Below are 19,493 nucleotides of genomic sequence, written 5' to 3' on the forward strand. Positions count from 1 at the left end.
GGCTGCCTCCCAGGCAGTATCCAATGAATTATGACAAATCATCATACCAGTCAATTGCCAATGTATGATGATTGGAATAATAGGATAGAGCGCGACCTGGGAAGCGTCGCAAAGCCGATTGAATTCAGATAATGAGATTTGGTGGCATCGGGCTTGGAGCGGAGAGACGAGTTGGAAACAATCGAGCCACAGGATGGAGTCGAAAGCCCCGGCATCGAACGCCGCCCTCGGGTACGCCGCAACGTCACGGCGGCAATTGCCCGGGATATCTGCGCGGACCGCTATCCCTCAGGCTCGCCGCTGCCCCGCGAGAACGACCTTTGCGAACTCTACGGCGTCAGCCGCACCGTCATTCGCGAATCACTGAAGGTGCTGGAATCGAAGGGCCTCGTTCGCGGCAAACCACGGGTCGGAACCACGGTTTGCGACAAGGACGACTGGAATATCCTCGATGCCGAGGTGCTCGATTGGATGGGGCCTTACATCAAGGATTTCGACCTGCTCGGCTGCATTCTCGAAGCCCGCCGTACCATCGAGCCGGCCGCCGCCGAATATGCCGCCGAGCGCGCCAGCGCCCAGGAGATCGCCGATCTTGACAAGGCCTGGCGACGGATGCGCGACAGCGCCGGCGATCCGGAAAGCTTTACCGATGCGGACGTCATGTTTCACGCGGTGCTGCTGACCGCCAGCCACAACCAGGTCTTCCGCCGCCTGTCGAGCGCCATCCATGCGGCGCTGAAATATGCATTGCATGCTTCCAACATCGCCGTCGAAAATCGCGAGGATGCGGTGCTCGTCCATGGACAGCTGGTTGAGGCTTTACGCATGCGTGACAGGGCCGGCGCTCGGGAATGCGCCAACCGCATGCTGGACCTTGCGGTGCGTGATCTTGCCGCCGCCGAGAAGGTGATTGGCAGAACGAAATGATGGGTCACCGGAAGTCTTCGGAAGCGTCGCCGATCGCAAATCCAGGAACAGACTGAAAGAACAGCGATGAAAATCACCAAACTCACCACCTATATCGTCCCGCCACGCTGGCTGTTTTTGAAGATCGAGACCGACGAGGGCATCGTCGGCTGGGGTGAGCCCGTCGTCGAAGGCCGCGCGCTGACCGTCGAGGCCGCCGTCCGCGAACTGGAAGATTATCTGATCGGCAGGGATCCCTTTCTGATCGAGGACCATTGGACGGTGATGTATCGCGGCGGCTTCTACCGCGGCGGTGCTGCCCATATGAGCGCGATCTCAGGCATTGATCAGGCGCTGTGGGACATCAAGGGCAAGGCCCTCGGCCAGCCAATCCATTCCCTGCTCGGCGGCCAGCTGCGCGACCGCATCAAGGTCTATTCCTGGATCGGCGGCGACCGTCCTTCTGACGTCGCCAACAATGCGAGAGACGTGGTCGCCCGCGGCTTCAAGGCGATCAAGCTCAATGGCTGCGAGGAGATGCAGATCGTCGACACCAACGAGAAAGTGGAGAAAGCGGTCGAAACCATTGCCCTCATCCGTGAGGCGATCGGCCCGCATGTCGGCATCGGTGTCGATTTCCACGGCCGCGTCCACAAGCCGATGGCCAAGGTCCTCGCCAAAGAGCTCGAGCCCTACAAGCTGATGTTCATCGAGGAACCGGTGCTTTCGGAAAACAAGGAGGCGCTGCGCGATATCGTCAACCATACATCGACGCCGATCGCGCTCGGTGAGCGCCTCTATTCCCGCTGGGATTTCAAGCAGGTGCTTTCGGACGGCTATGTCGACATCATCCAGCCAGATCTTTCCCACGCCGGCGGCATCACCGAATGCCGCAAGATCGCGGCGATGGCCGAAGCCTATGACGTGGCGCTGGCGCCGCATTGCCCGCTCGGCCCGATCGCGCTCGCCGCCTGCCTGCAGGTCGATGCCGTCAGCTACAATGCCTTCATCCAGGAACAGAGCCTCGGGATCCATTACAATACCGGCAATGACATCCTCGATTACATCTCCAACAAGGAGGTGTTCCACTATGCCGATGGTTTCGTCTCGATCCCACAGGGTCCTGGTCTCGGCATCGAGGTCGACGAGGCCTATGTCATCGAGCGCGCGAGGGAGGGCCATCGCTGGCGCAACCCGATCTGGCGGCACGCCGACGGCAGCTTTGCCGAGTGGTGAGAAAATGAAGGGTCGCGCGAGCGCGGCCCTTTCATTCGCAGTGTAGGATATCAACCGTCTCCTGCGTCATAGTGGAAGCTCAAGAGGAGGTTTCCATGGCCAGAGCAGTTGCAATCATCGTCGCCCGTTTCATCTTCAGTTTCATCTTCTTCATGGCCGCCGGCTTCAAATTCGCAGATATCGGCGCCACGGCGAGCTACATTGCCGCCGCCGGCTTCCCTATAGCGACCTTCCTCACCTGGGTCGCAGCCTTTTTCGAGGTCGCCCTGGCTCTTGCCTTCATATCAGGCGCCTTTTTCACCGAGGCGAGCCTGCTCGCGGGCATTTACGTGATCTTCCTTGCCTTCGCCTTCCACGGTCCGTCGCGTTGGCAACAGAACCAGGCCGAATTCGGCTTCTTCGTCGATCACTTCACCTTCCTCGCCGGCCTGCTCTTTGCCGCTGTCCACGGGCCGGAGAAATGGGCCTTGAGACGCACGCTCCTCCGCTAGCCTTTTCCCTCCGGAACCAACTGCCGTGCAGAACATTGGGATATCGGCGCAACGTCACGGAGGGTCGCCCATGGAACTGAATGATAAGATCGCGCTGGTCACTGGCGCCGGTTCCGGCATCGGCAAAGCAGCCGCATTGAAACTCGCTGCCGAAGGGGCAAAGGTCGCGGTACTGAGCCGGACGGCAGACGAGGTCGAGAAGACCTGCGCCGAGATCAAGGCCGCCGGCGGCGAGTCGATCTCGCTGACCGCCGACACCAGCGACGAAGGTCAAATGCGAGCCGCAGTGCAGAAACTTACAGAAACCTTCAACGGCCTCGACATCGTTGTCGCCAATGCCGGGATCAATGGCGTCTGGGCACCGATCGACGATCTGAAGCCGGAAGAATGGGACAAGACCATTGCCGTCAATCTGCGCGGCACCTATCTGACCCTGCATCTGACGGTTCCGCATTTGAAGCGCCGCGGTGGTTCGATCGTCGTCGTCTCGTCGATCAACGGCACCCGCACCTTCACGACGCCGGGCGCCACTGCCTATACCGCAACCAAGGCAGGCCAGGTCGCCATGGTCCAGCAGCTTGCGCTTGAACTCGGCCGCCATGGCATCCGCGTCAATGCCGTCTGCCCGGGCGAGATCGCGACGAATATCAGCGCCAATACCGACAGCCGTCATCGCGAGGAGACGGAGGTTCCGGTGATCTGGCCGCAGGGCGACATCCCGATCGCCGGTGGAAAGGCTGGCAAGAGCGAAGATGTTGCCGAAACAATCCTTTTCCTGGCGTCCGACCGTGCCCGCCACATCACCGGTACACCGATCTGGATCGACGGCGGCCAGGGCCTGTTGCGCTAACTCTTGAACGTTTGCAATCAGGCGTTCAGCCGGGCGCCGTCGAGCGTATAGAGCTCCTGCGCGCGCTGCACGCCGCGCAAGGCATAACGTCCGACGCAGGCAAGCGCGGCGCGCTCTTCCGCCGGTATGGCCGCGGCGAAATCGGAGGAGATCAACAGGTTGAGGTCGACCGAACGGCACATAGAGGCGATCCGGCTGACCTCATTGACGGCAGGGCCGATGACGGTGAAGTCGAGCCGGTCCTGGCTGCCGATGTTGCCGTAGAAGACATCGCCGATATGCAGTCCGATATAGACGTCGGTCGTCGCCCGGCCGTCGGCCGCGCGCGCCGCATTCAGCTTCGCGAGCTTTTCCCGCAGCAGCGATTCGGCGCGAAGCGCCGCACGGCACGTTTCGGCGGGCACCTCGCCCTTAAAGATGGCGAGCACGCCGTCGCCGATCAGCTTCAGCACATTGCCGCCCGCCTCGTGGATCGCCGAGATGGCCACCTCACTATAATCGTTGAGCAGCGGGATGATTTCCTCCGGCGGAACACGGTCGGAAATCTTGGTGTAGTTCAACAGATCGGAAAACCACAGCGCCGCCGAGATCCGCTCCGACTTGCCGCGGCTGATCTTGCCTTCCATCACCTGGCGCGCCGCATCCTCGCCGAGATAGACCTCCGCGATGGTGCGGGCGATGCGCCCGAGCGCGATGCACTTGATCGCCAATCCGAGAACCGGCACGAGCTTGCGCAGGATGGCGAGATCTCGATCGGAAAAGCCCTCGGGATGTTTGGTTGCGAAATGCGAGAAGAAGCAATCCATTTCCCCGATCGTTCCGGCTTCGCTGAAACGATGCATCATCGCCACGAAATCCGTGTGGCCGGCCTCGACAATCTTGTCGAGCATGGTGAAATCGGCCGGATCGCCGAAGCCCAGGCGTCGGCGCACCTCCCGCTCGTTGCCCGACCAAAGATGGTAGAAGGCTGAGCGCTGCCAGTTCGCTGCCGCTTCGCCTGAGCTCGTCGGGCCATACTCGAATTCGGTTTCGATCTCCTCCACGCTGTCCCAGCGGAAGGCGCGGCCTTCATGCACGGGGTGGAGCGTATCCATCAGCGCCATGCCTCGGTCGAGCGGCAGCCCGGCATCCCGACATGCCGCACAGAAGCCGGTCATTAGTTCGGCTTCCGAAACACCTTTCAGGCCCTGCTCCGTAACCCAGGCCGCAATCGTGCCGACGTCGCTGTAATCCATGGCGCTCACCTTCGCTCCGACCCAAGCTGTAGCCCGAATTCGGCATGGAAGGAAAGTCAATTGGTCCAATCGCCTGTAGGCATATTATAAGGCGTGACGATTTCGACCGAAGAAAGCGACGCCGGAACGGCCCGCCCGGGAGCAGTAGCGCGGCTCATGATCGCCCTGAAGGCCGAACGCGCGTCGGTTCTGAGATCATGATGCAGCACGAAGCCGATCCGGCGCACGGCAAGCAGGGCTCGGTTATCAGCATCGAGATCATGGGCGACGAAGACGCGGATGGGACGGTCGGCCGCATCGAAGGCCGCCAGCACCGCGCGGTTGCCGCCGCCGATCGAATAGACAGCATTGATGGCAGGATCGGTCGCCAGCGCTGCCGCCGCAAGCGTTCCCGTCGCCCTGTCGCTGCCGTGCCCTTCGCTGATTTCGGTGATGCCGATATCGGGATAATGGGCGCGGATGAGGCGTCGAAAGCCGATTTCGCGCTCCTCCTCGCCGCGGAACCGCCCGCTCGACAGTGTTACCAGCACCTTGCCGCCGACGCTTCCGAGGAATTCGCCGATCAGATAGGCGGCAGTTTCTCCCGCGGCCCGGTTGTCGGCGCCGGCATAGGCGATGCGGGCCGAATTCGGCAGATCAGTTACCAGCGTCACCACGGGAATGCCGGCCGCATCCGCCCGCGCGACGGCGGCAGCGACCTCGGCGACGTCAGGCGCCTTGAGCACGATGCCATGGGTCCCGCGTAGCCGGATGCGATCGAGAAGCTGCACCAGCTCGGCCGGCTTCATCACCTCGGCAAAGTGAAAGCGGCAGCGGAAGACGCCAGGCAGAAAGGCCGCGATTTCGGCCTCGAAGGCGGCGCGCACCGCATCGCTGAAACGCTCGGGCGTCTCCATGACGACATCGATCGCCAATATTCGCCCGCCGCTCATCGCCCCTGTCTGCTGCTTCTCCAGCTCCGCGATTGCCGCCCTCACCCGCATCTCCGTCTGCCGGCGCACACCCGGTCTGCCGTTCAGCACCCGGTCGACCGTTGCGCTGCTCAGTCCCGCCTGGAAGGCGATGTCCTTGACGAGAAAGGGATGGGCCATGGAGATCCGTCTGATGGTTTTTTGATGGATTGCTGATCTATATCACCCCGCGGCCGGGCGTATAGTGCCGTCATCGGAACCACGGAGGAGCCTGATGATGAAGACCGACAATCCGCAGAAGCTGCGCGCCGACCGTGTCTGGCTCAGCGAAGAGACCTGCGACCTCGACGATTTTCGTCGCGTTGCGCAAAAGACGACCGCCCTTGTCGATTACCCGAACGCTTCCGCGGTCGAGAAGAACGTGCTGATCTATGACAGCCGCAAGGTGACGGCGGCCGCGACCGGAGAAGGCAAACGCCTCGTGCTGGCCGAGATCTGCGAAGCCTTCGGCGAAGGCCCAGGTGTCGTCGTTTTCAAGCAGGCTTATGAAGACACCGGCATTATCGACCGCGCCAGCGCGATTTTCGAGGCCATTATCGAGGAGCAGCACCGCACCTGGACCGGCGGCGGCGATCATTTCGCCAAGCCCGGCGCCAACGACCGCATCTGGAATTCGCTGGAAAAACACTGCCTCGCCGATCCGGAAAATTTCGCCGAATACTACGGCAATGCCATTATCGCGCTCGCAAGCGAAGCCTGGCTCGGTCCGAGCTACCAGATGACGGCGCAGGTCAACCGGGTCAATCCAGGCGGCGCGGCGCAGTCGGCCCACCGCGACTACCATCTTGGCTTCCAGTCATCTGCGGTCATTGAGCAATTTCCGGCGCATGTGCACCGTCTCTCCCCGGTTCTGACGCTGCAGGGCGCGGTCGCCCACTGCGACATGCCGCTCGAAAGCGGTCCGACACTCTTCCTGCCGCACAGCCAGACCTATGTGCCGGGTTATCTGGCGCTGAAGCGCCAGGAGTTTCGGGATTATTTCGAAGCGAACCACATCCAGCTGCCGCTCGAAAAGGGCGACATCGTCTTCTTCAATCCCGCTCTCTTCCACGCTGCCGGCACCAACCGTTCGGCCGACATCAAGCGTGTCGCCAATCTCCTGCAGGTCTCCTCCGCTTTCGGACGGGCAATGGAAACCGTCAACCGCGAGAAAATGAGCGCCAGACTCTTTCCAGCCCTCAAGGCGTTGCGAGACCGTCTCTCGCCCGAGGAAATCGCCAACGCCGTCGCAGCCTGCGCCGAAGGTTATTCCTTCCCCACCAATCTCGACCGCGATCCGCCGCTCGGAGGGCTGGCGCCGAAGACGCAGGCGCAGCTAATGCGCGAGGCTCTCGGGGAAGGCTGGAGCGACGAGACCTTCACGGCAGTACTTGCCGAGCAGGCGCAGAAGAAATTGAGCTGACCCGGAGGCTCCAGCCCCACATCCGCTCCTACCGGACCTCCCGCGCCCGCGGGAGGTAATTCGCACATCATCGCAACGGAGGAACCACATGAGCACAGACCACGGCCGTCTCGACGGCAAGATCGCCATCGTCACCGGCGGCACGCAGGGCTTGGGCGCAGCCATCGCCCGTCTCTTTGCCGAACGCGGCGCCGAAGGCATCGTCATCTGTGGCCGTAACGAAGCCAAGGGCCAGGCGAAGGCCATGGAGATTTCGGCCGCCGCCGGCGCAAGGGTCGTCTATGTCAAAGCAGACCTCGGCACGGTCGAGGATGCCAGGAATGTCGTACGGGCCTGCGACGAGGCTTTCGGCCGTGTCGACGCACTGGTCAATGCCGCCGCCATCACCGATCGCGGCACCATTCTCGACACCAGCCCCGAGCTCTTCGACGCCGTGTTCGCCGTCAATGTGCGCGCGCCGTTCTTCCTGATGCAGGAAACGGTGAAGGTCATGCGCCGCGAAAAGATCGAGGGAACGATCGTCAACATCGGCTCGATGTCGGCAAAGGCGGGCCAACCCTTCATCGCCGCCTATTGTGCCTCCAAGGGTGCGCTCGAAACGCTGACGAAGAACACCGCCTATGCGCTGCTGCGCAACCGTATCCGAGTCAACGGCCTGAATATCGGCTGGATGGCGTCCGAAGGCGAGGACCGCATTCAGCGCGAATATCACGATGCACCCGCCGACTGGCTGGAGAAGGCGGCGGCAAGTCAGCCCTTCGGCCGTCTCGTGGACCCGCACGAGGTGGCACGCGCCTGCGCCTATTTGTCATCGGCCGAATCCGGGCTGATGACCGGCTCGGTCATCTGCTTCGACCAGTCGATCTGGGGTGCCTATGACGGCTCGCCGCATCCGGTCGCGGCGCTGTGAGACACCGAACCCGGCAATTCATGCGGCCGGGCTCTGGCACCTCTGGATTTTTGCCGATAGGAAGGAGCGGCAGCATTCAGGGAGGAAACTTGGCGTGGCCGACAATCCGCTTTACGACATCCGCGATGAACGTTTCGGCGCTCTGGTCATCGGCAGCGCCGCCCTCGAAGAGCTCTATTCCGGCTGCCGCTGGGCGGAAGGCCCGGTTTGGTTTTCCGATCTGAACTGCCTTCTCTGGAGCGATATCCCGAACGAACGCATGATGCGCTGGACGCCGGACGGGACGGTCTCCGTCTTCCGCTCGCCCTCGAACCATGTCAACGGCAATACCCGCGACAGACAGGGCCGGCTGGTCTCCTGCGAACATGGCGGCCGCCGTGTTACCCGCACGGAAGTGGACGGCAGCATCACCGTTCTCGCCGAGAGCTACAAGGGCAAAAGGCTGAACTCGCCGAACGACGTCGTGGTCCATTCGGATGGCGGGATCTGGTTTACCGATCCGACCTACGGCATCCTTTCGGATTACGAGGGCCACAAGGCCGAGCCCGAGCAACCCACGCACGTCTACCGGATCGACCCGGCAAGCGGTGCGATCGATGCCGTGGTCGAGGATTTCATCCAGCCGAACGGCCTTGCCTTCTCGCCCGACGAGACGAAGCTCTACATCGCCGATTCCGGTTCGGGCAAACATGAAGTGCCATGCCATGTAAGAGTTTTCGATGTCGTCGACGGCAGGAAGCTCGCCAACAGCCGCTATTTCTGCAGCCTCGATGCCGGCCATCCTGACGGCTTCCGTATGGATGTCAGCGGGAACCTCTGGACGAGCGCGGGTGATGGTGTGCACTGCTTCACACCCGAAGGCACGCTGCTCGGCAAGATCAGAGTGCCACAGACGGTGTCCAATCTCACCTTCGGCGGCCCTAAGAAGAACCGGCTCTTCATCACCGCAACCCGTTCGGTCTATTCGATCTATACCAAGACGAACGGCGCGCAATATCCGTAAGGATCGGCGCGCGCCGCCAAAAATGCCCGTGTGGCTTTAGGGCTTCACCGCGGCTGGCCTGCCGTGCAGCGGCTCGGCGCGGTGCCAGTTCTCCAGGATGCGGCCATCCGTATGCTTCTGCCGCGCCCAGCGAATCCCGTTAGAGATCACCTTGTGCACGGTCCTGTCGTGATAGATCGGATAGGTCTCATGGCCGGGGCTGAAGAAGAAGATGCGCCCGCGTCCCCGCTGAAAGGTGCAGCCGCTGCGGAACACTTCGCCGCCGGAATACCACGAGATGAATACGAGTTCGTCCGGCTGGGGGATGTCGAAGGGTTCGCCGTACATTTCCGAGGCATTGACCTCGAAATAGGGCGGCAGGCCCTCGGCGATCGGATGTGAGGGATTGACCACCCACACACGCTCCAGGTCGCCTTCCGGCGTCTCACGCCAGGAGAGATTGGCGTTGGTGCCCATCAGCCGGCGGAAGAGCTTGGAGTGGTGGCCGGAATGCAGCACCAGCAAGCCCATGCCCTTGAGCACGCGCTGCTGCACCCGATCGATCAGCCCGTCGCTGACCTCCTCATGCGCCATATGGCCCCACCAGAGCAGCACGTCAGTGTCATTGAGCACTGAGTCCGGCAGTCCTTCTTCAGGATCGTCGAGCGTGCCGCGGCGGATTTCGAAATCCGGATGGGCGATGCCGGCGGCGATCGCTCCGTCGATGCGATCCGGATAGATATCCTGGACCTCCTTGTGAACCTGCTCGCGGCGTCCTTCGTTCCAGATCGTGACCTTGATTGTCATGCCAGTCCTCAATGTTTTGGCGTCGATGTTTCAAACTTGAGCCGGGCGGATTACCCGACCGGCGGAATCGAACAGATGGCAGGCGGCCCGCTCGACCGTGAGCGACAGGCGGTCGCCCGGACGGATGGTCATATCACCCTCGGCACGCACGACGACCGGCTGCTGCTGTGAACCAACCGTGAGATAGGTTTCGACGCCGAGCCGCTCGACAATGACGACTTCGGTGGAAAAATCGCCCTGCCCTTCCGCCGAAAGCTTCAGATGCTCCGGCCGGATGCCGAGCTTCGCCTCGCCCTGCGGCACAGCGCCATTCCCATCCGGAAGATCGATGGCAAGGCCAAGCGGGCTTTCCAGGCGGACAGTGCCGGCATCCCGGCGTGTTGCCGTCATTGGCAGCACATTCATCTTCGGCGAACCGATGAAGGTCGCCACGAACTCGTTGTCCGGGTGATGATAGAGCTCCATTGGTGCGCCCTGCTGGGCGACGACGCCCTTGTTCAGCACGACGATACGGTCGGCCATCGTCATCGCCTCCACCTGGTCATGGGTGACATAGACGACGGTCGCCTTTAGCTCGCGGTGCAGGCGCTGCAACTCGGCGCGCATCTGCACCCTGAGCGCCGAATCGAGGTTCGACAGCGGCTCGTCGAACAGGATCAGCGACGGCTTCTTGATGATGGCGCGGCCGATCGCCACGCGCTGGCGTTGGCCGCCGGAAAGGGCAGCGGGCTTGCGATCGAGGTAGTCGGTCAGATGCAGGATCTCGGCGACAGCGTCCACCTGCCTGCGGATTTCCGCTTCAGGCACCTTCTTCAAGCTGAGCGAGAAACCGATGTTTCCGGCGACCGTCATATGCGGATAGAGCGCATAGGACTGGAACACCATGGCGATGCCGCGCTTATCGGGCGGCATGTCGTTGATGCGCTTGCCGTTAAGGATGAGATCGCCTCCGTCGATGCCTTCGAGGCCTGCGATCATCCGCAGAAGCGTCGACTTGCCGCATCCGGACGGGCCGACGAAAACGGCGAATTCCCCGTCTTCCACGGTGATGTCGACGCCCTTGATGACCTCGAGCGCGCCGTAGAATTTGCGAACGTTTCTGAGAGTGATCATCCGTTTCTCTTTCTTGATCTCAGCCCTTCACGCCGCCCGAGAACGTCTGGACGAGGAAGCGGCGCGCGAAGCCGAAGGCAATGACGGCGGGCAGCAGGTAGATGAAGGCGAGCGCCGTCAGCAGGCCGTAGTCGATCTCGTTGATCCGCAGGAAGGCGCGGAACAGACCGAGCGGCAGCGTCTGCAGCTCCGGCGATGACAGAAAGATCAGCGGCAAGAGAAAATCGCCCCAGGCCGACATGAAGGCGAACAGCCCGGCGGCCGCAAGCCCCGGCAAGGCCAGCGGGATGAGCACCCGGCGGATGCGCTGGATCAGCGTGGCCCCGTCCATCAGCGCCGCCTCCTCGTAATCCCGCGGGAGCCCGTCAAAGAAGGTCTTCATGATCCACAGCGCCAGCGGCAATTGCATCGTCGCGAGCACTAGGATCAGCCCGAGATAACCGTCGATGAAGCCCGTCCAGCGCATGATGTCGCGCGCGTAACTGCCGAAAATCGGTCTCAGCACCGCCGCTTCAGCATTGTTCAGCGTCAGCAGAAACTTGTAGAGCGGCACGACGAGCGCCGTAGGCGGCAGAACACGGATGAGCAGGATCGCGTAAAGGAAGGGCAGCTTCCACCAGGCCTTGGTGCGCGACAGGGCATAGCCGCCGAGGCCGGCAAGCACCATGACAAGTAGTGTGGCGCTGCCGACCACGAAGAGCGAGTTGAACAGCCACTTCGCTCCGTCCTCCTTGGTGAAGACCCTTATATAGTTAGCCAAGGTCCACTGCTCCGGCCAATGCAGGAAGAGCTGCGCGTTGCCGTCGAGAGAAGCGAGCAGCACCCAGAAGAAGGGCACGGCACAGAAGATCGAGATCAGCGACAACGTCGCATAGGCAATGAGGTCGGAACGGCGCTTGTTTGCGGTCTCGCTCGGGGAAACGACGGCCATGTCAGACCTCCACCTTCATGGCCCGGACATAGGCGATGCCCAATAGAAGCGAGATCACGAGCGCGACGACAGCGACGGCGGCGCCATATCCCAACTGAAACGCCGTGAAGGACTGATTGTAGATATAGATGCTGATGACCTCCGTCGCCCCGCCAGGTCCGCCGCGCGTCAGCGCATAAACGAGCCCGAAGACTGCGATGGTCGAGACGGCCGAAATCAGCATGTAGAGCAGGATCGTCGGCATCATCAGCGGCAGCGTGATGCGGCGAAACATCTGCGAAGGCGTCGCCCCATCCATCCGCGCCGCCTCATAGATCTCCGCGGGAATGGTGCTGAGGCCGGCCGTCAGCAGGATCATCGCGGTGGCGATGCCGCGCCAGGTGTTGACGATGACGATCATCGACAGCGGAAAGACCTGCAGCCAGTCGGCCGGTGTAACACCAAAGAAGCTGACGATGCGGCTGAGCGTGGCATTGTCGCCGCCCGCCAGCATCGAGATCCACATGAAACCAGCCACGACTTCCGGGGCGGCATTCGGCAGCAGGATGATCGACGAGAAGATCCGCCGGAAGCGGATCGGCCGGCGCAGCGCGATTGCCGAGATGAGCCCGAGCACGAACTGGCCGACCACTGCGGAACCGAGGACGAAGACGAAGGTGACGAACAGGGCGTTCCAGAACTTCGCGTCGTTGAACAGCCGCGTATAATTCCGCAGCCCGACGAAGCGGGGTCGAAGCGCCGCCGCCCCCGTCAACGCCTCGTTGGTAAAGCTCAGATAGATGGAATAGACCGCCGGGTAGATAACGAAGGCAAAAAGCAGAACGAGCGAGGGCAGCAGGATCAGCAGCCATTGCCGCTCGGCCCGCTTTTCATGAGAGTTTCGGACCATGGAAGCTCACACCTGTCGAATGAACCGGCTTATCGAGTAAACACGGGAAGACGCGGCGACGGCGCCGCGTCCCGTCCTGAGGAAGAAGGCAGACGCTTTACTTGACCACGTCGTCGCCGAGCGTCTCCTTGACATAGTCGACGAGGATCTTCTGTGCGCCGGCGGCATCGGTTTCCTTGCGCAGCAGCGCTTCGGTGGCCCGAGCGACACCTTCCGAGACCGTGCCAAAGCCGGAGGCCTGCTTCAGGAACACGCCATTTTCCGCCGCAGCATGGATCGGAACCAGTTCCGTCAACTTCTGGAAGTCGGCATTGTCAGCCGCATCCTTGCTGGCCGGGATATTGCCGATGCGCGCCGCATAGGAGACCTGCGTCTCGATGGACCCGATCTCCATCAGCGCCTTGATCGCGAGCTCCGCATTGGCCGATTTCGAATTGACCGCCCACGGCGCGGCAAGGTTGGCGAGAACATACTGGCCGCCGCTCTGACCCGGAACCGTCCAGGTGCCCACCACCTTCGTCACGTCAGGAATCGGATTCTTGCTCTCGCGGCCCCAGTCGAAAATATAGCACCACGAGCCGCAGGTAGTCGCAGCAAGCTTGCCCGCCGGGAACATCTGATATTTCGGCACAACCCAGGGCTCTGGCCCGAGCAGCGGCTGCGTCGGCATCAGATCCTTGTCGATCAGTTCCTTGTAGACGCCGAAGACATCCTTGATGCCCTCGCCGTTGAGGTCGAGCTTGCCTTCGGCATCGACGAGCTGCGGCGTCTTGGAGCCGACAAGCAGGTGCTGGAAGCCTTCGTCGAAGGCACCGCTTCCCCAGGAGACGCCGGCCGGGAAGAGCAGCCCGTAGGCCCCTGTCTTCTGCTTGATTTCGGCCGCCCGGTCGAGAAGCTCCCGCCAGGTCTTCGGCTGCTCAGTGGAGATGCCGGCCTTTTCGAGAACGTCCTTGCGGTAGTAGATTTCCTGGATACCGAGCATGAACGGCATTACATAGGTTTCGCCATCGGGGCTGACGGCAAGCTCCTTGGCGACCTCATAGAGGTTGGCGTAGCCGTCCCAGGCCTTGAACTCCTTGCTGACAGGCGCGAGGTAGCCGGCTTCCACCATGTCGGCGACGGCAGCCGTCGTCGGAATGGAGAACAGGTCTGGCGCGTTGCCGGCGCCGAGCTCCGTCAGGAGTTTGGTCAAGTAGTCCTTGTCGGGCGCCGGATATTCGACGACCTCGATGGTAATGCCGTATTTCTTTTCGATCCGTTCCACCGTCGACTTCATCGCGTCGATGCCGGCCTGGCCGTGATTTGCAATTCGGATTGTTTCAGCCTGCGCCAGCGTCGAAACCGCGCTCAGCAGGATGGCCCACAGGCCACCAAGAACCGTCTTCTTCAACGAAATCCTCCCTCTTTTAGAGCCACGGCGCCCTCCAGCACCGCCGCAAAAATGTACACGTATTCCATTGTCTGACAAGAACCTTTTCGAAAGGATTGCCATTCGAGAGTTAAATTGTTGATTTAGTTTACTGTATTTAGAACTTGCCAGCTCTGGCTCCTCTGTGTAATCGTGTGCACAATTCACCAGAGGAGGATTTTCATGCCTGGAAAATTGCGCCTCGGCGTCATCGGCGCCGGCTTGAAGGCAGCGGAATATGCCGCGAGCTGGGTTGCGATGCCGGAGATCGAATTCGCAGCACTGGCAGACACCATGGCCGCCTCGCGCCAACGCCTGATTGATGTCTGCCTCGCTGCCGGTGCGTCCGAACCGAGAAGCTTCGAGGACTATCGAAAGATGCTCGCCGAAATGAAGGGCACGCTCGATATCGTCTATGTCTCCACGCCGCACGCCTTCCACGCCGAGCAGGCGACCGCCGTCGCCGAGGCCGGCCTCGACCTCTTCCTGGAAAAACCGATGGTCACGACGGTCGCCGAGGCGGAGCGGCTGATCGCCGAGCAGAAGAAGAGCGGCGTCACCATCGTCACCGCCTTCCAGGGCGGCCTGTCGCCGCTGGTGCTCGACACCCGCCGGCGGGCGCTTTCCGGCGAATTTGGCGAGCTGATTGCCATTTCGGGCATGATCTGGGAAAGCTGGTCGTCGAATTACGACGGCCACTGGAAACAGCAGCCGGAGATATCAGGCGGCGGCTTCATGTTCGATACCGGGGCCCACATGATGAACACGGTCTGCCTGCTCGCCAACTCCGATTTCGACAGCGTTTCCGCCTACATGAACAACCACGGCAAAAAGGTCGACATCGCCACCGCCGTCTCCGCGCGGCTGAAGAACGGCGCGCTGGCGACGCTGACGGCAGCCGGCGAAGGACCACCCGGCTGCGCCTCCTACATCACCTTCTTCTATTCGAAGGCGATCGTACGCATCGACGCCTGGGGCGGCTGGCGCGAGATCATCGATGGGCGCGGCGCGGGCACGCGCGAGGAGGCTGAGATTCTCGGCAATCCCATGAAAAATTTCCTCGCCATTCGCGAGGGGAAAATCGAAAACTCTGGCTCCGTTGAAATGGGCCTCAGATTCGCTAGGCTGTGGGATGCAATCAAGGAATCGGCGGCGGCCGGCGGCGCGTCCGTCAGGATCACCGCCTGACAGGCGAAGATGAGCGGAACGAACAAACGGCGGATTACCTCGAAAGAGCTGGCGAAACTCGCCGGCGTCTCCTCCGCCACCATCTCCCGTGCCTTCTCGCCGGATTCGCGCATCGGCCGCGCGACGCGCGAGCGCATTCTCGCCGTCGCCCGTGAATATGGCTATCAGCCCAACGCCATCGCCCGTTCGCTGAACAATCAGCGATCGCGTCTCGTCGCCCTTGTCGTCAACGCCATCGGCAACCCCTGCGAGGCCGAGGAGCAGCAGCTTCTTGTCCACCGCTTACAGGCGCGGCAGCTGCTGCCTATCATCCTCTGCTGCGCCGACCATTCCGACCGGCTGCAGCTGATGCGGCTTGCCTCTACCTATCAGGTCGATCACGTCGTCATCTTTTCCGACATGGTGTCGATGCAGGATGCCGTCGATATTTTCCACACGACGAAACCGATCATCGTCTCCTTCGAGCCGCTCGAAAACGAAAACGTCTCCAGCATCCGCATCGACGGCTCCAAGGCCGCCGACGAAATCATCGACAAGATCGTCCGGGACGGCAAGAAGCGCTTCGCCTATCTCTCCGGCACCAATTCGAGCTGGATCGACAAGCTGAGGCGCGGATGGTTCGCCGAGGCGCTCGCCAAACGCGGCCTTACCTTCGAAGCGCAGGCCGTCGGCGATTATTCCTATGATTCCGGCTTCAAGGAAGCCGTGCTCCTGATGCACCGAGACAAGGTCGGCGCCATCATCTGCGGCAACGACGTCATGGCGATCGGCGCGCGCGATGCCGCGCGCCGCGTGCTTGGCAAAAGCACGCCTGATGATATCGCCATCGTTGGCCAGGATGGCATCGCCATGGCCGCCTGGGATTGCAACGACCTCACGACGCTGAGCCTCGACCATGTGGCCTTCATCGACGCGGTCGTCGAACTGATCGAACGCCACGACGCCGGGATCGACGGCCCGCACAGTATCACGCTCACCTGCACCCCCCGCTGGGGCTCGACTGCCTGATGCATGCCATCAGGACGTGTGAGAGGCGGTTCCGGATGACGGCATCACCGAAAAAAGCTAAAGCGCATCGCATGAATAGATTCGACGTGAAGCGCCTGAACGGCTCTCGCCTTATTGCATCAAGGAGGAATATCCGATGACCCGATTCTCACGCGCGGAAGGGTGCTGCACGGCTCCTGATGCCACGACCGGGAGAGCCTGATATGCGTTCCGTCGTTTCCTTCAATGAAGGCTGGAGTTTCCACGAGGGCTTCGGTCAACGCCTGCTCGAAAGCTTCGATGGCGCCAAGTCGATCAGCCTGCCTCACACCGCCGTCGAGCTGCCCTTCAACTATTTTGACGAGAAGAGCTATCAGCGCGCCTTCACCTATCAGAAGGTACTGCGCTGGCTGCCGGAATTCGAGGGCCGCGAGGTCTCGCTGGTCTTCGACGCCGCCATGGCCGACAGCGTCGTCTATCTGAATGGCGAGGAGATCGTCGCCCACAAGGATGGCTACACGCCCTTCGAAGCCCGCCTCACCGGCAAGCTCCTCAGGGGCGAAAACCTCGTCACCGTCAAGATCGATGGCAGCGAGAACCCTGACATTCCGCCTTTCGGCGGCCGCATCGATTATCTGACTTATGCCGGCATCTACCGCGACGTCTGGCTGAAAGTCACTGACCCGGTTTCGATCCGCAATCTGAAGATCGAAACCACAGACGTTCTCGCTTCGGAGAAATCGGCAACGATCCGCGTCGATATCGCCAACCCCGAGCGTCGCAGCTTCTCGGCGACGGTTACTGCTGCGCTGAAACAGGCGGACGGCACGGTGATCGCCACCGCAGCGACCGAAACGATCGGCGACCGCACGACGCTTTCCTTCGGCGGCCTCACCGGCATCGCGCTCTGGGACATCACTGATCCAACGCTCTACGAGGTCACGGTCGAACTCAGGACGGAGCACGGCTCCGACCGCCTCTCCACCCGGTTCGGTTTCCGCACTGCCGAATTCACCCCGAAAGGTTTCCTGTTGAACGGCAAGCCGCTGAAACTGCGCGGCCTTAACCGCCACCAGGCCTTCCCCTATGTCGGTTATGCCGCCGGCCGGTCCGCCCAGGAGCGTGACGCCGACATCATGAAGAGCGTGCTGAAATGCAATATCGTCCGCACCTCGCATTATCCGCAGTCGAAATGGTTCCTCGATCGGTGTGATGCGATCGGCCTGCTGGTCTTCGAGGAGATCCCCGGCTGGCAGCATATCGGTGATGCCGACTGGCAGAAGGAATCGATCGAGAACGTTCGCCGCATGATCGAGCGCGACTGGAACCATCCCTCTATCGTCATCTGGGGCGTGCGCATCAACGAGTCGCAGGACAACCACGATTTCTATGCGGAGACCAACCGGCTCGCCCGTGAGCTCGACAGCACCCGCCAGACCGGCGGCGTGCGTTATATCACCGAGAGCGAGCTGCTCGAAGACGTCTACACGATGAACGACTTCATCCTCGGCAATGAGGAACTGCCGGGCGCCAATCGCCCCCGTACAGTCCTTCGCGGCCAGCAGGAAAACACCGGGCTATCCCACAAGGTGCCGTACCTCATCACCGAGTTCAACGGCCACATGCACCCGACGAAGATCTATGACCAGGAACAGCGCCAGGCCGAGCATGTGCGCCGTCACCTTGATGTGCTGAACGCCGCTTATGGCGACCCCGATATCTCGGGCGCCATCGGCTGGTGCATGTTTGATTACAACACCCACAAGGACTTCGGCTCCGGCGACCGCGTCTGCTATCACGGCGTCATGGATATGTTCCGCGAGCCGAAATTTGCAGCCTATGCCTATATCAGCCAGTGCGATCCTTCCGAGGAAATCGTAATGCAGCCGGTGACCTTTTGGGCGCGAGGCGAAAGAAACATCGGCGGCGTGCTGCCGCTGATCATTCTGACCAATTGCGACGAGGTGGAACTGCAATACGGCGCGCTCAGCAAACGAATCGGCCCGGACCGCGAGAATTATCCGCATCTGCCGCATCCGCCTGTTGTGCTCGATCATCGGCACTTCACCGCCGATGAGCTCGGCACCTGGGGTCTGGAATGGATCGACGGCACCCTTACCGGCTATATCGCCGGCGAAGCGGTGGCCAGCCTGAAGCTGGCAGCCGATCCCTTGCCGACAACATTGGAAATGGTCGCCGACAGCTCGACGCTGAAGACTCGCGAACGCGACAGCACCCGCGTCATCATCCGCGCCCTCGACCAATACGGCCAGCGCCTGCCCTTCATGAACGACAGCATTTCGCTGAAGGTGGATGGACCTGCAAGGATCGTCGGCCCAACCACCGTGCCGCTGCAGGGCGGCACATCCGGCTTCTGGCTGGAGGCAACGGGGCTGGTGGGCGAGATCACGGTCGAAGCGGTCTCGTCGCGGTTCGCGCCGGTGACCCTTAACCTAACAGCGGCAGCCTAGCGCGTAAGCCCGAAAAATCGAAAAATTTTGAAAAGGATTATGCGCAAGCTCATAGCGTTAGAGCGTCCTTGGCGCATCTTATTGGACGCGCGGCGCTCTAACGGCCATCACGCGATCCGCGCCTGGCTGTCAGGATCGAAGAACACCGCCTTGTCGAGGTTGAAGGCGAGGCGTGTGTTCTGGCCGGGGGCGATGCCGGCATCGGCGCGCAGGCGTGCGACGACGGATTTGCCGCCGAGCTTGGTGACGGCGAAGGTATCGGAACCGGCCGGTTCGACCACCTCTATCAGGCAGTCGTCCTCGGTCAGCGAGCGCGCCTTGCGGTCGGCGCCATCGGGATCGGTCAGGGCTTCGGGGCGGATGCCGAAGATCACCGGCCTGCCGGCATAGGCGGACAGGCCGTGATTGCCGGAGACGACAGGCAGTCTGAGCGGCGCCCCGTTCGGCCGCTCGAGCGTAACGGCAAGGCCGGCGGCGCCGGCCTCGACGGTGGCGTTGAGCAGGTTCATCGCCGGCGATCCCATGAAGTCGGCGACGAAGAGATTGGCCGGGCTGTTATAGATCTCGGCCGGCGTGCCGAACTGCTGCAGCACCCCGTCTTTCAGCACCGCGATCTTGGTTGCCAGCGTCATCGCCTCGATCTGGTCGTGGGTGACATAGACGAAGGTGGTGCCCATGCGCTGGTGCAGCCGCTTGATCTCGGTGCGCATGTCGAC

18 protein-coding genes are annotated in these 19,493 nt (G+C 61.8%); 10 read left to right on the forward strand and 8 right to left on the reverse strand.

The window, feature by feature from the left end; genetic code table 11:
* The first annotated feature begins 171 nt into the window (after positions 1 to 171).
* The 4 genes from GA0061105_RS17655 to GA0061105_RS17670 all read left to right on the forward strand — a co-directional run bounded on the left by GA0061105_RS17655 (position 172) and on the right by GA0061105_RS17670 (position 3,483).
* Positions 172 to 927 (forward strand): FadR/GntR family transcriptional regulator, encoded by a 756-nt coding sequence (locus GA0061105_RS17655; protein WP_092751815.1) that lies wholly within the window; start codon positions 172 to 174, stop codon positions 925 to 927.
* Positions 928 to 993: 66 nt separating this feature from the next.
* A complete protein-coding gene (gene dgoD / locus GA0061105_RS17660) occupies positions 994 to 2,142 on the forward strand; it encodes a galactonate dehydratase (protein ID WP_064694212.1) in 1,149 nt (382 codons plus the stop codon).
* 95 nt (positions 2,143 to 2,237) lie between these two features.
* A complete protein-coding gene (locus tag GA0061105_RS17665; RefSeq protein WP_064694211.1) occupies positions 2,238 to 2,633 on the forward strand; it encodes a DoxX family protein in 396 nt (131 codons plus the stop codon).
* A gap of 70 nt (positions 2,634 to 2,703) precedes the next feature.
* Positions 2,704 to 3,483 (forward strand): SDR family oxidoreductase, encoded by a 780-nt coding sequence (locus GA0061105_RS17670; RefSeq protein ID WP_092751816.1) that lies wholly within the window; start codon positions 2,704 to 2,706, stop codon positions 3,481 to 3,483.
* A gap of 17 nt (positions 3,484 to 3,500) precedes the next feature.
* Here the strand turns inward: GA0061105_RS17670 and GA0061105_RS17675 are convergent, their stop codons facing one another.
* Together GA0061105_RS17675 and GA0061105_RS17680 are read right to left on the reverse strand one after the other, a co-directional pair.
* Positions 3,501 to 4,718 (reverse strand): adenylate/guanylate cyclase domain-containing protein, encoded by a 1,218-nt coding sequence (locus GA0061105_RS17675; protein WP_064694209.1) that lies wholly within the window; start codon positions 4,716 to 4,718, stop codon positions 3,501 to 3,503.
* A 56-nt stretch (positions 4,719 to 4,774) separates the two neighbouring features.
* Positions 4,775 to 5,809, reverse strand: a complete 1,035-nt coding sequence (locus GA0061105_RS17680; RefSeq protein WP_064694208.1) for a LacI family DNA-binding transcriptional regulator — start codon at positions 5,807 to 5,809, stop codon at positions 4,775 to 4,777.
* A 97-nt stretch (positions 5,810 to 5,906) separates the two neighbouring features.
* Here GA0061105_RS17680 and GA0061105_RS17685 point away from each other — a divergent pair, with 97 nt between their 5' ends.
* The 3 genes from GA0061105_RS17685 (at position 5,907) to GA0061105_RS17695 (ending at position 9,004) form a co-directional block, all read left to right on the forward strand.
* Positions 5,907 to 7,091, forward strand: coding sequence for a phytanoyl-CoA dioxygenase family protein (locus tag GA0061105_RS17685; protein WP_092751858.1), 1,185 nt, complete (start codon positions 5,907 to 5,909; stop codon positions 7,089 to 7,091).
* An 88-nt stretch (positions 7,092 to 7,179) separates the two neighbouring features.
* Entirely contained in the window at positions 7,180 to 8,001 is an 822-nt protein-coding gene (locus GA0061105_RS17690) for an SDR family oxidoreductase (RefSeq protein WP_064694207.1), read from the forward strand.
* A 94-nt stretch (positions 8,002 to 8,095) separates the two neighbouring features.
* On the forward strand, positions 8,096 to 9,004 hold the full coding sequence (locus GA0061105_RS17695; RefSeq protein ID WP_092751818.1) for an SMP-30/gluconolactonase/LRE family protein: 909 nt from the start codon (positions 8,096 to 8,098) through the stop codon (positions 9,002 to 9,004).
* Between the two features lie 36 nt (positions 9,005 to 9,040).
* On the opposite strand, the gene GA0061105_RS17700 is transcribed toward GA0061105_RS17695, so the two are convergent.
* From GA0061105_RS17700 to GA0061105_RS17720, 5 genes are all read right to left on the reverse strand, one after another.
* Complete coding sequence (locus GA0061105_RS17700; protein ID WP_092751820.1) at positions 9,041 to 9,790, reverse strand: ThuA domain-containing protein; 750 nt, start codon at positions 9,788 to 9,790, stop codon at positions 9,041 to 9,043.
* Between the two features lie 30 nt (positions 9,791 to 9,820).
* On the reverse strand, positions 9,821 to 10,903 hold the full coding sequence (locus GA0061105_RS17705) for an ABC transporter ATP-binding protein (RefSeq protein ID WP_092751822.1): 1,083 nt from the start codon (positions 10,901 to 10,903) through the stop codon (positions 9,821 to 9,823).
* 19 nt (positions 10,904 to 10,922) lie between these two features.
* A complete protein-coding gene (locus GA0061105_RS17710) occupies positions 10,923 to 11,834 on the reverse strand; it encodes a carbohydrate ABC transporter permease (RefSeq protein WP_064694203.1) in 912 nt (303 codons plus the stop codon).
* A gap of 1 nt (position 11,835) precedes the next feature.
* Entirely contained in the window at positions 11,836 to 12,723 is an 888-nt protein-coding gene (locus GA0061105_RS17715) for a carbohydrate ABC transporter permease (protein WP_064708595.1), read from the reverse strand.
* 97 nt (positions 12,724 to 12,820) lie between these two features.
* Complete coding sequence (locus tag GA0061105_RS17720) at positions 12,821 to 14,113, reverse strand: ABC transporter substrate-binding protein (RefSeq protein ID WP_092751824.1); 1,293 nt, start codon at positions 14,111 to 14,113, stop codon at positions 12,821 to 12,823.
* Between the two features lie 201 nt (positions 14,114 to 14,314).
* Between GA0061105_RS17720 and GA0061105_RS17725 the strand changes: the two genes are divergently transcribed.
* From GA0061105_RS17725 to GA0061105_RS17735, 3 genes are all read left to right on the forward strand, one after another.
* Complete coding sequence (locus GA0061105_RS17725) at positions 14,315 to 15,319, forward strand: Gfo/Idh/MocA family protein (RefSeq protein WP_092751826.1); 1,005 nt, start codon at positions 14,315 to 14,317, stop codon at positions 15,317 to 15,319.
* 9 nt (positions 15,320 to 15,328) lie between these two features.
* A complete protein-coding gene (locus GA0061105_RS17730; protein ID WP_064694199.1) occupies positions 15,329 to 16,327 on the forward strand; it encodes a LacI family DNA-binding transcriptional regulator in 999 nt (332 codons plus the stop codon).
* A gap of 203 nt (positions 16,328 to 16,530) precedes the next feature.
* Positions 16,531 to 18,777, forward strand: coding sequence for a glycoside hydrolase family 2 protein (locus tag GA0061105_RS17735; protein ID WP_092751828.1), 2,247 nt, complete (start codon positions 16,531 to 16,533; stop codon positions 18,775 to 18,777).
* Between the two features lie 107 nt (positions 18,778 to 18,884).
* Here GA0061105_RS17735 and GA0061105_RS17740 read toward each other — a convergent pair.
* On the reverse strand, positions 18,885 to 19,493 hold a 609-nt coding region (locus tag GA0061105_RS17740), incomplete at its 5' end, for an ABC transporter ATP-binding protein (RefSeq protein ID WP_141130208.1).

This window comes from Rhizobium aethiopicum (assembly GCF_900094625.1).
Classification (GTDB): domain Bacteria; phylum Pseudomonadota; class Alphaproteobacteria; order Rhizobiales; family Rhizobiaceae; genus Rhizobium; species Rhizobium aethiopicum.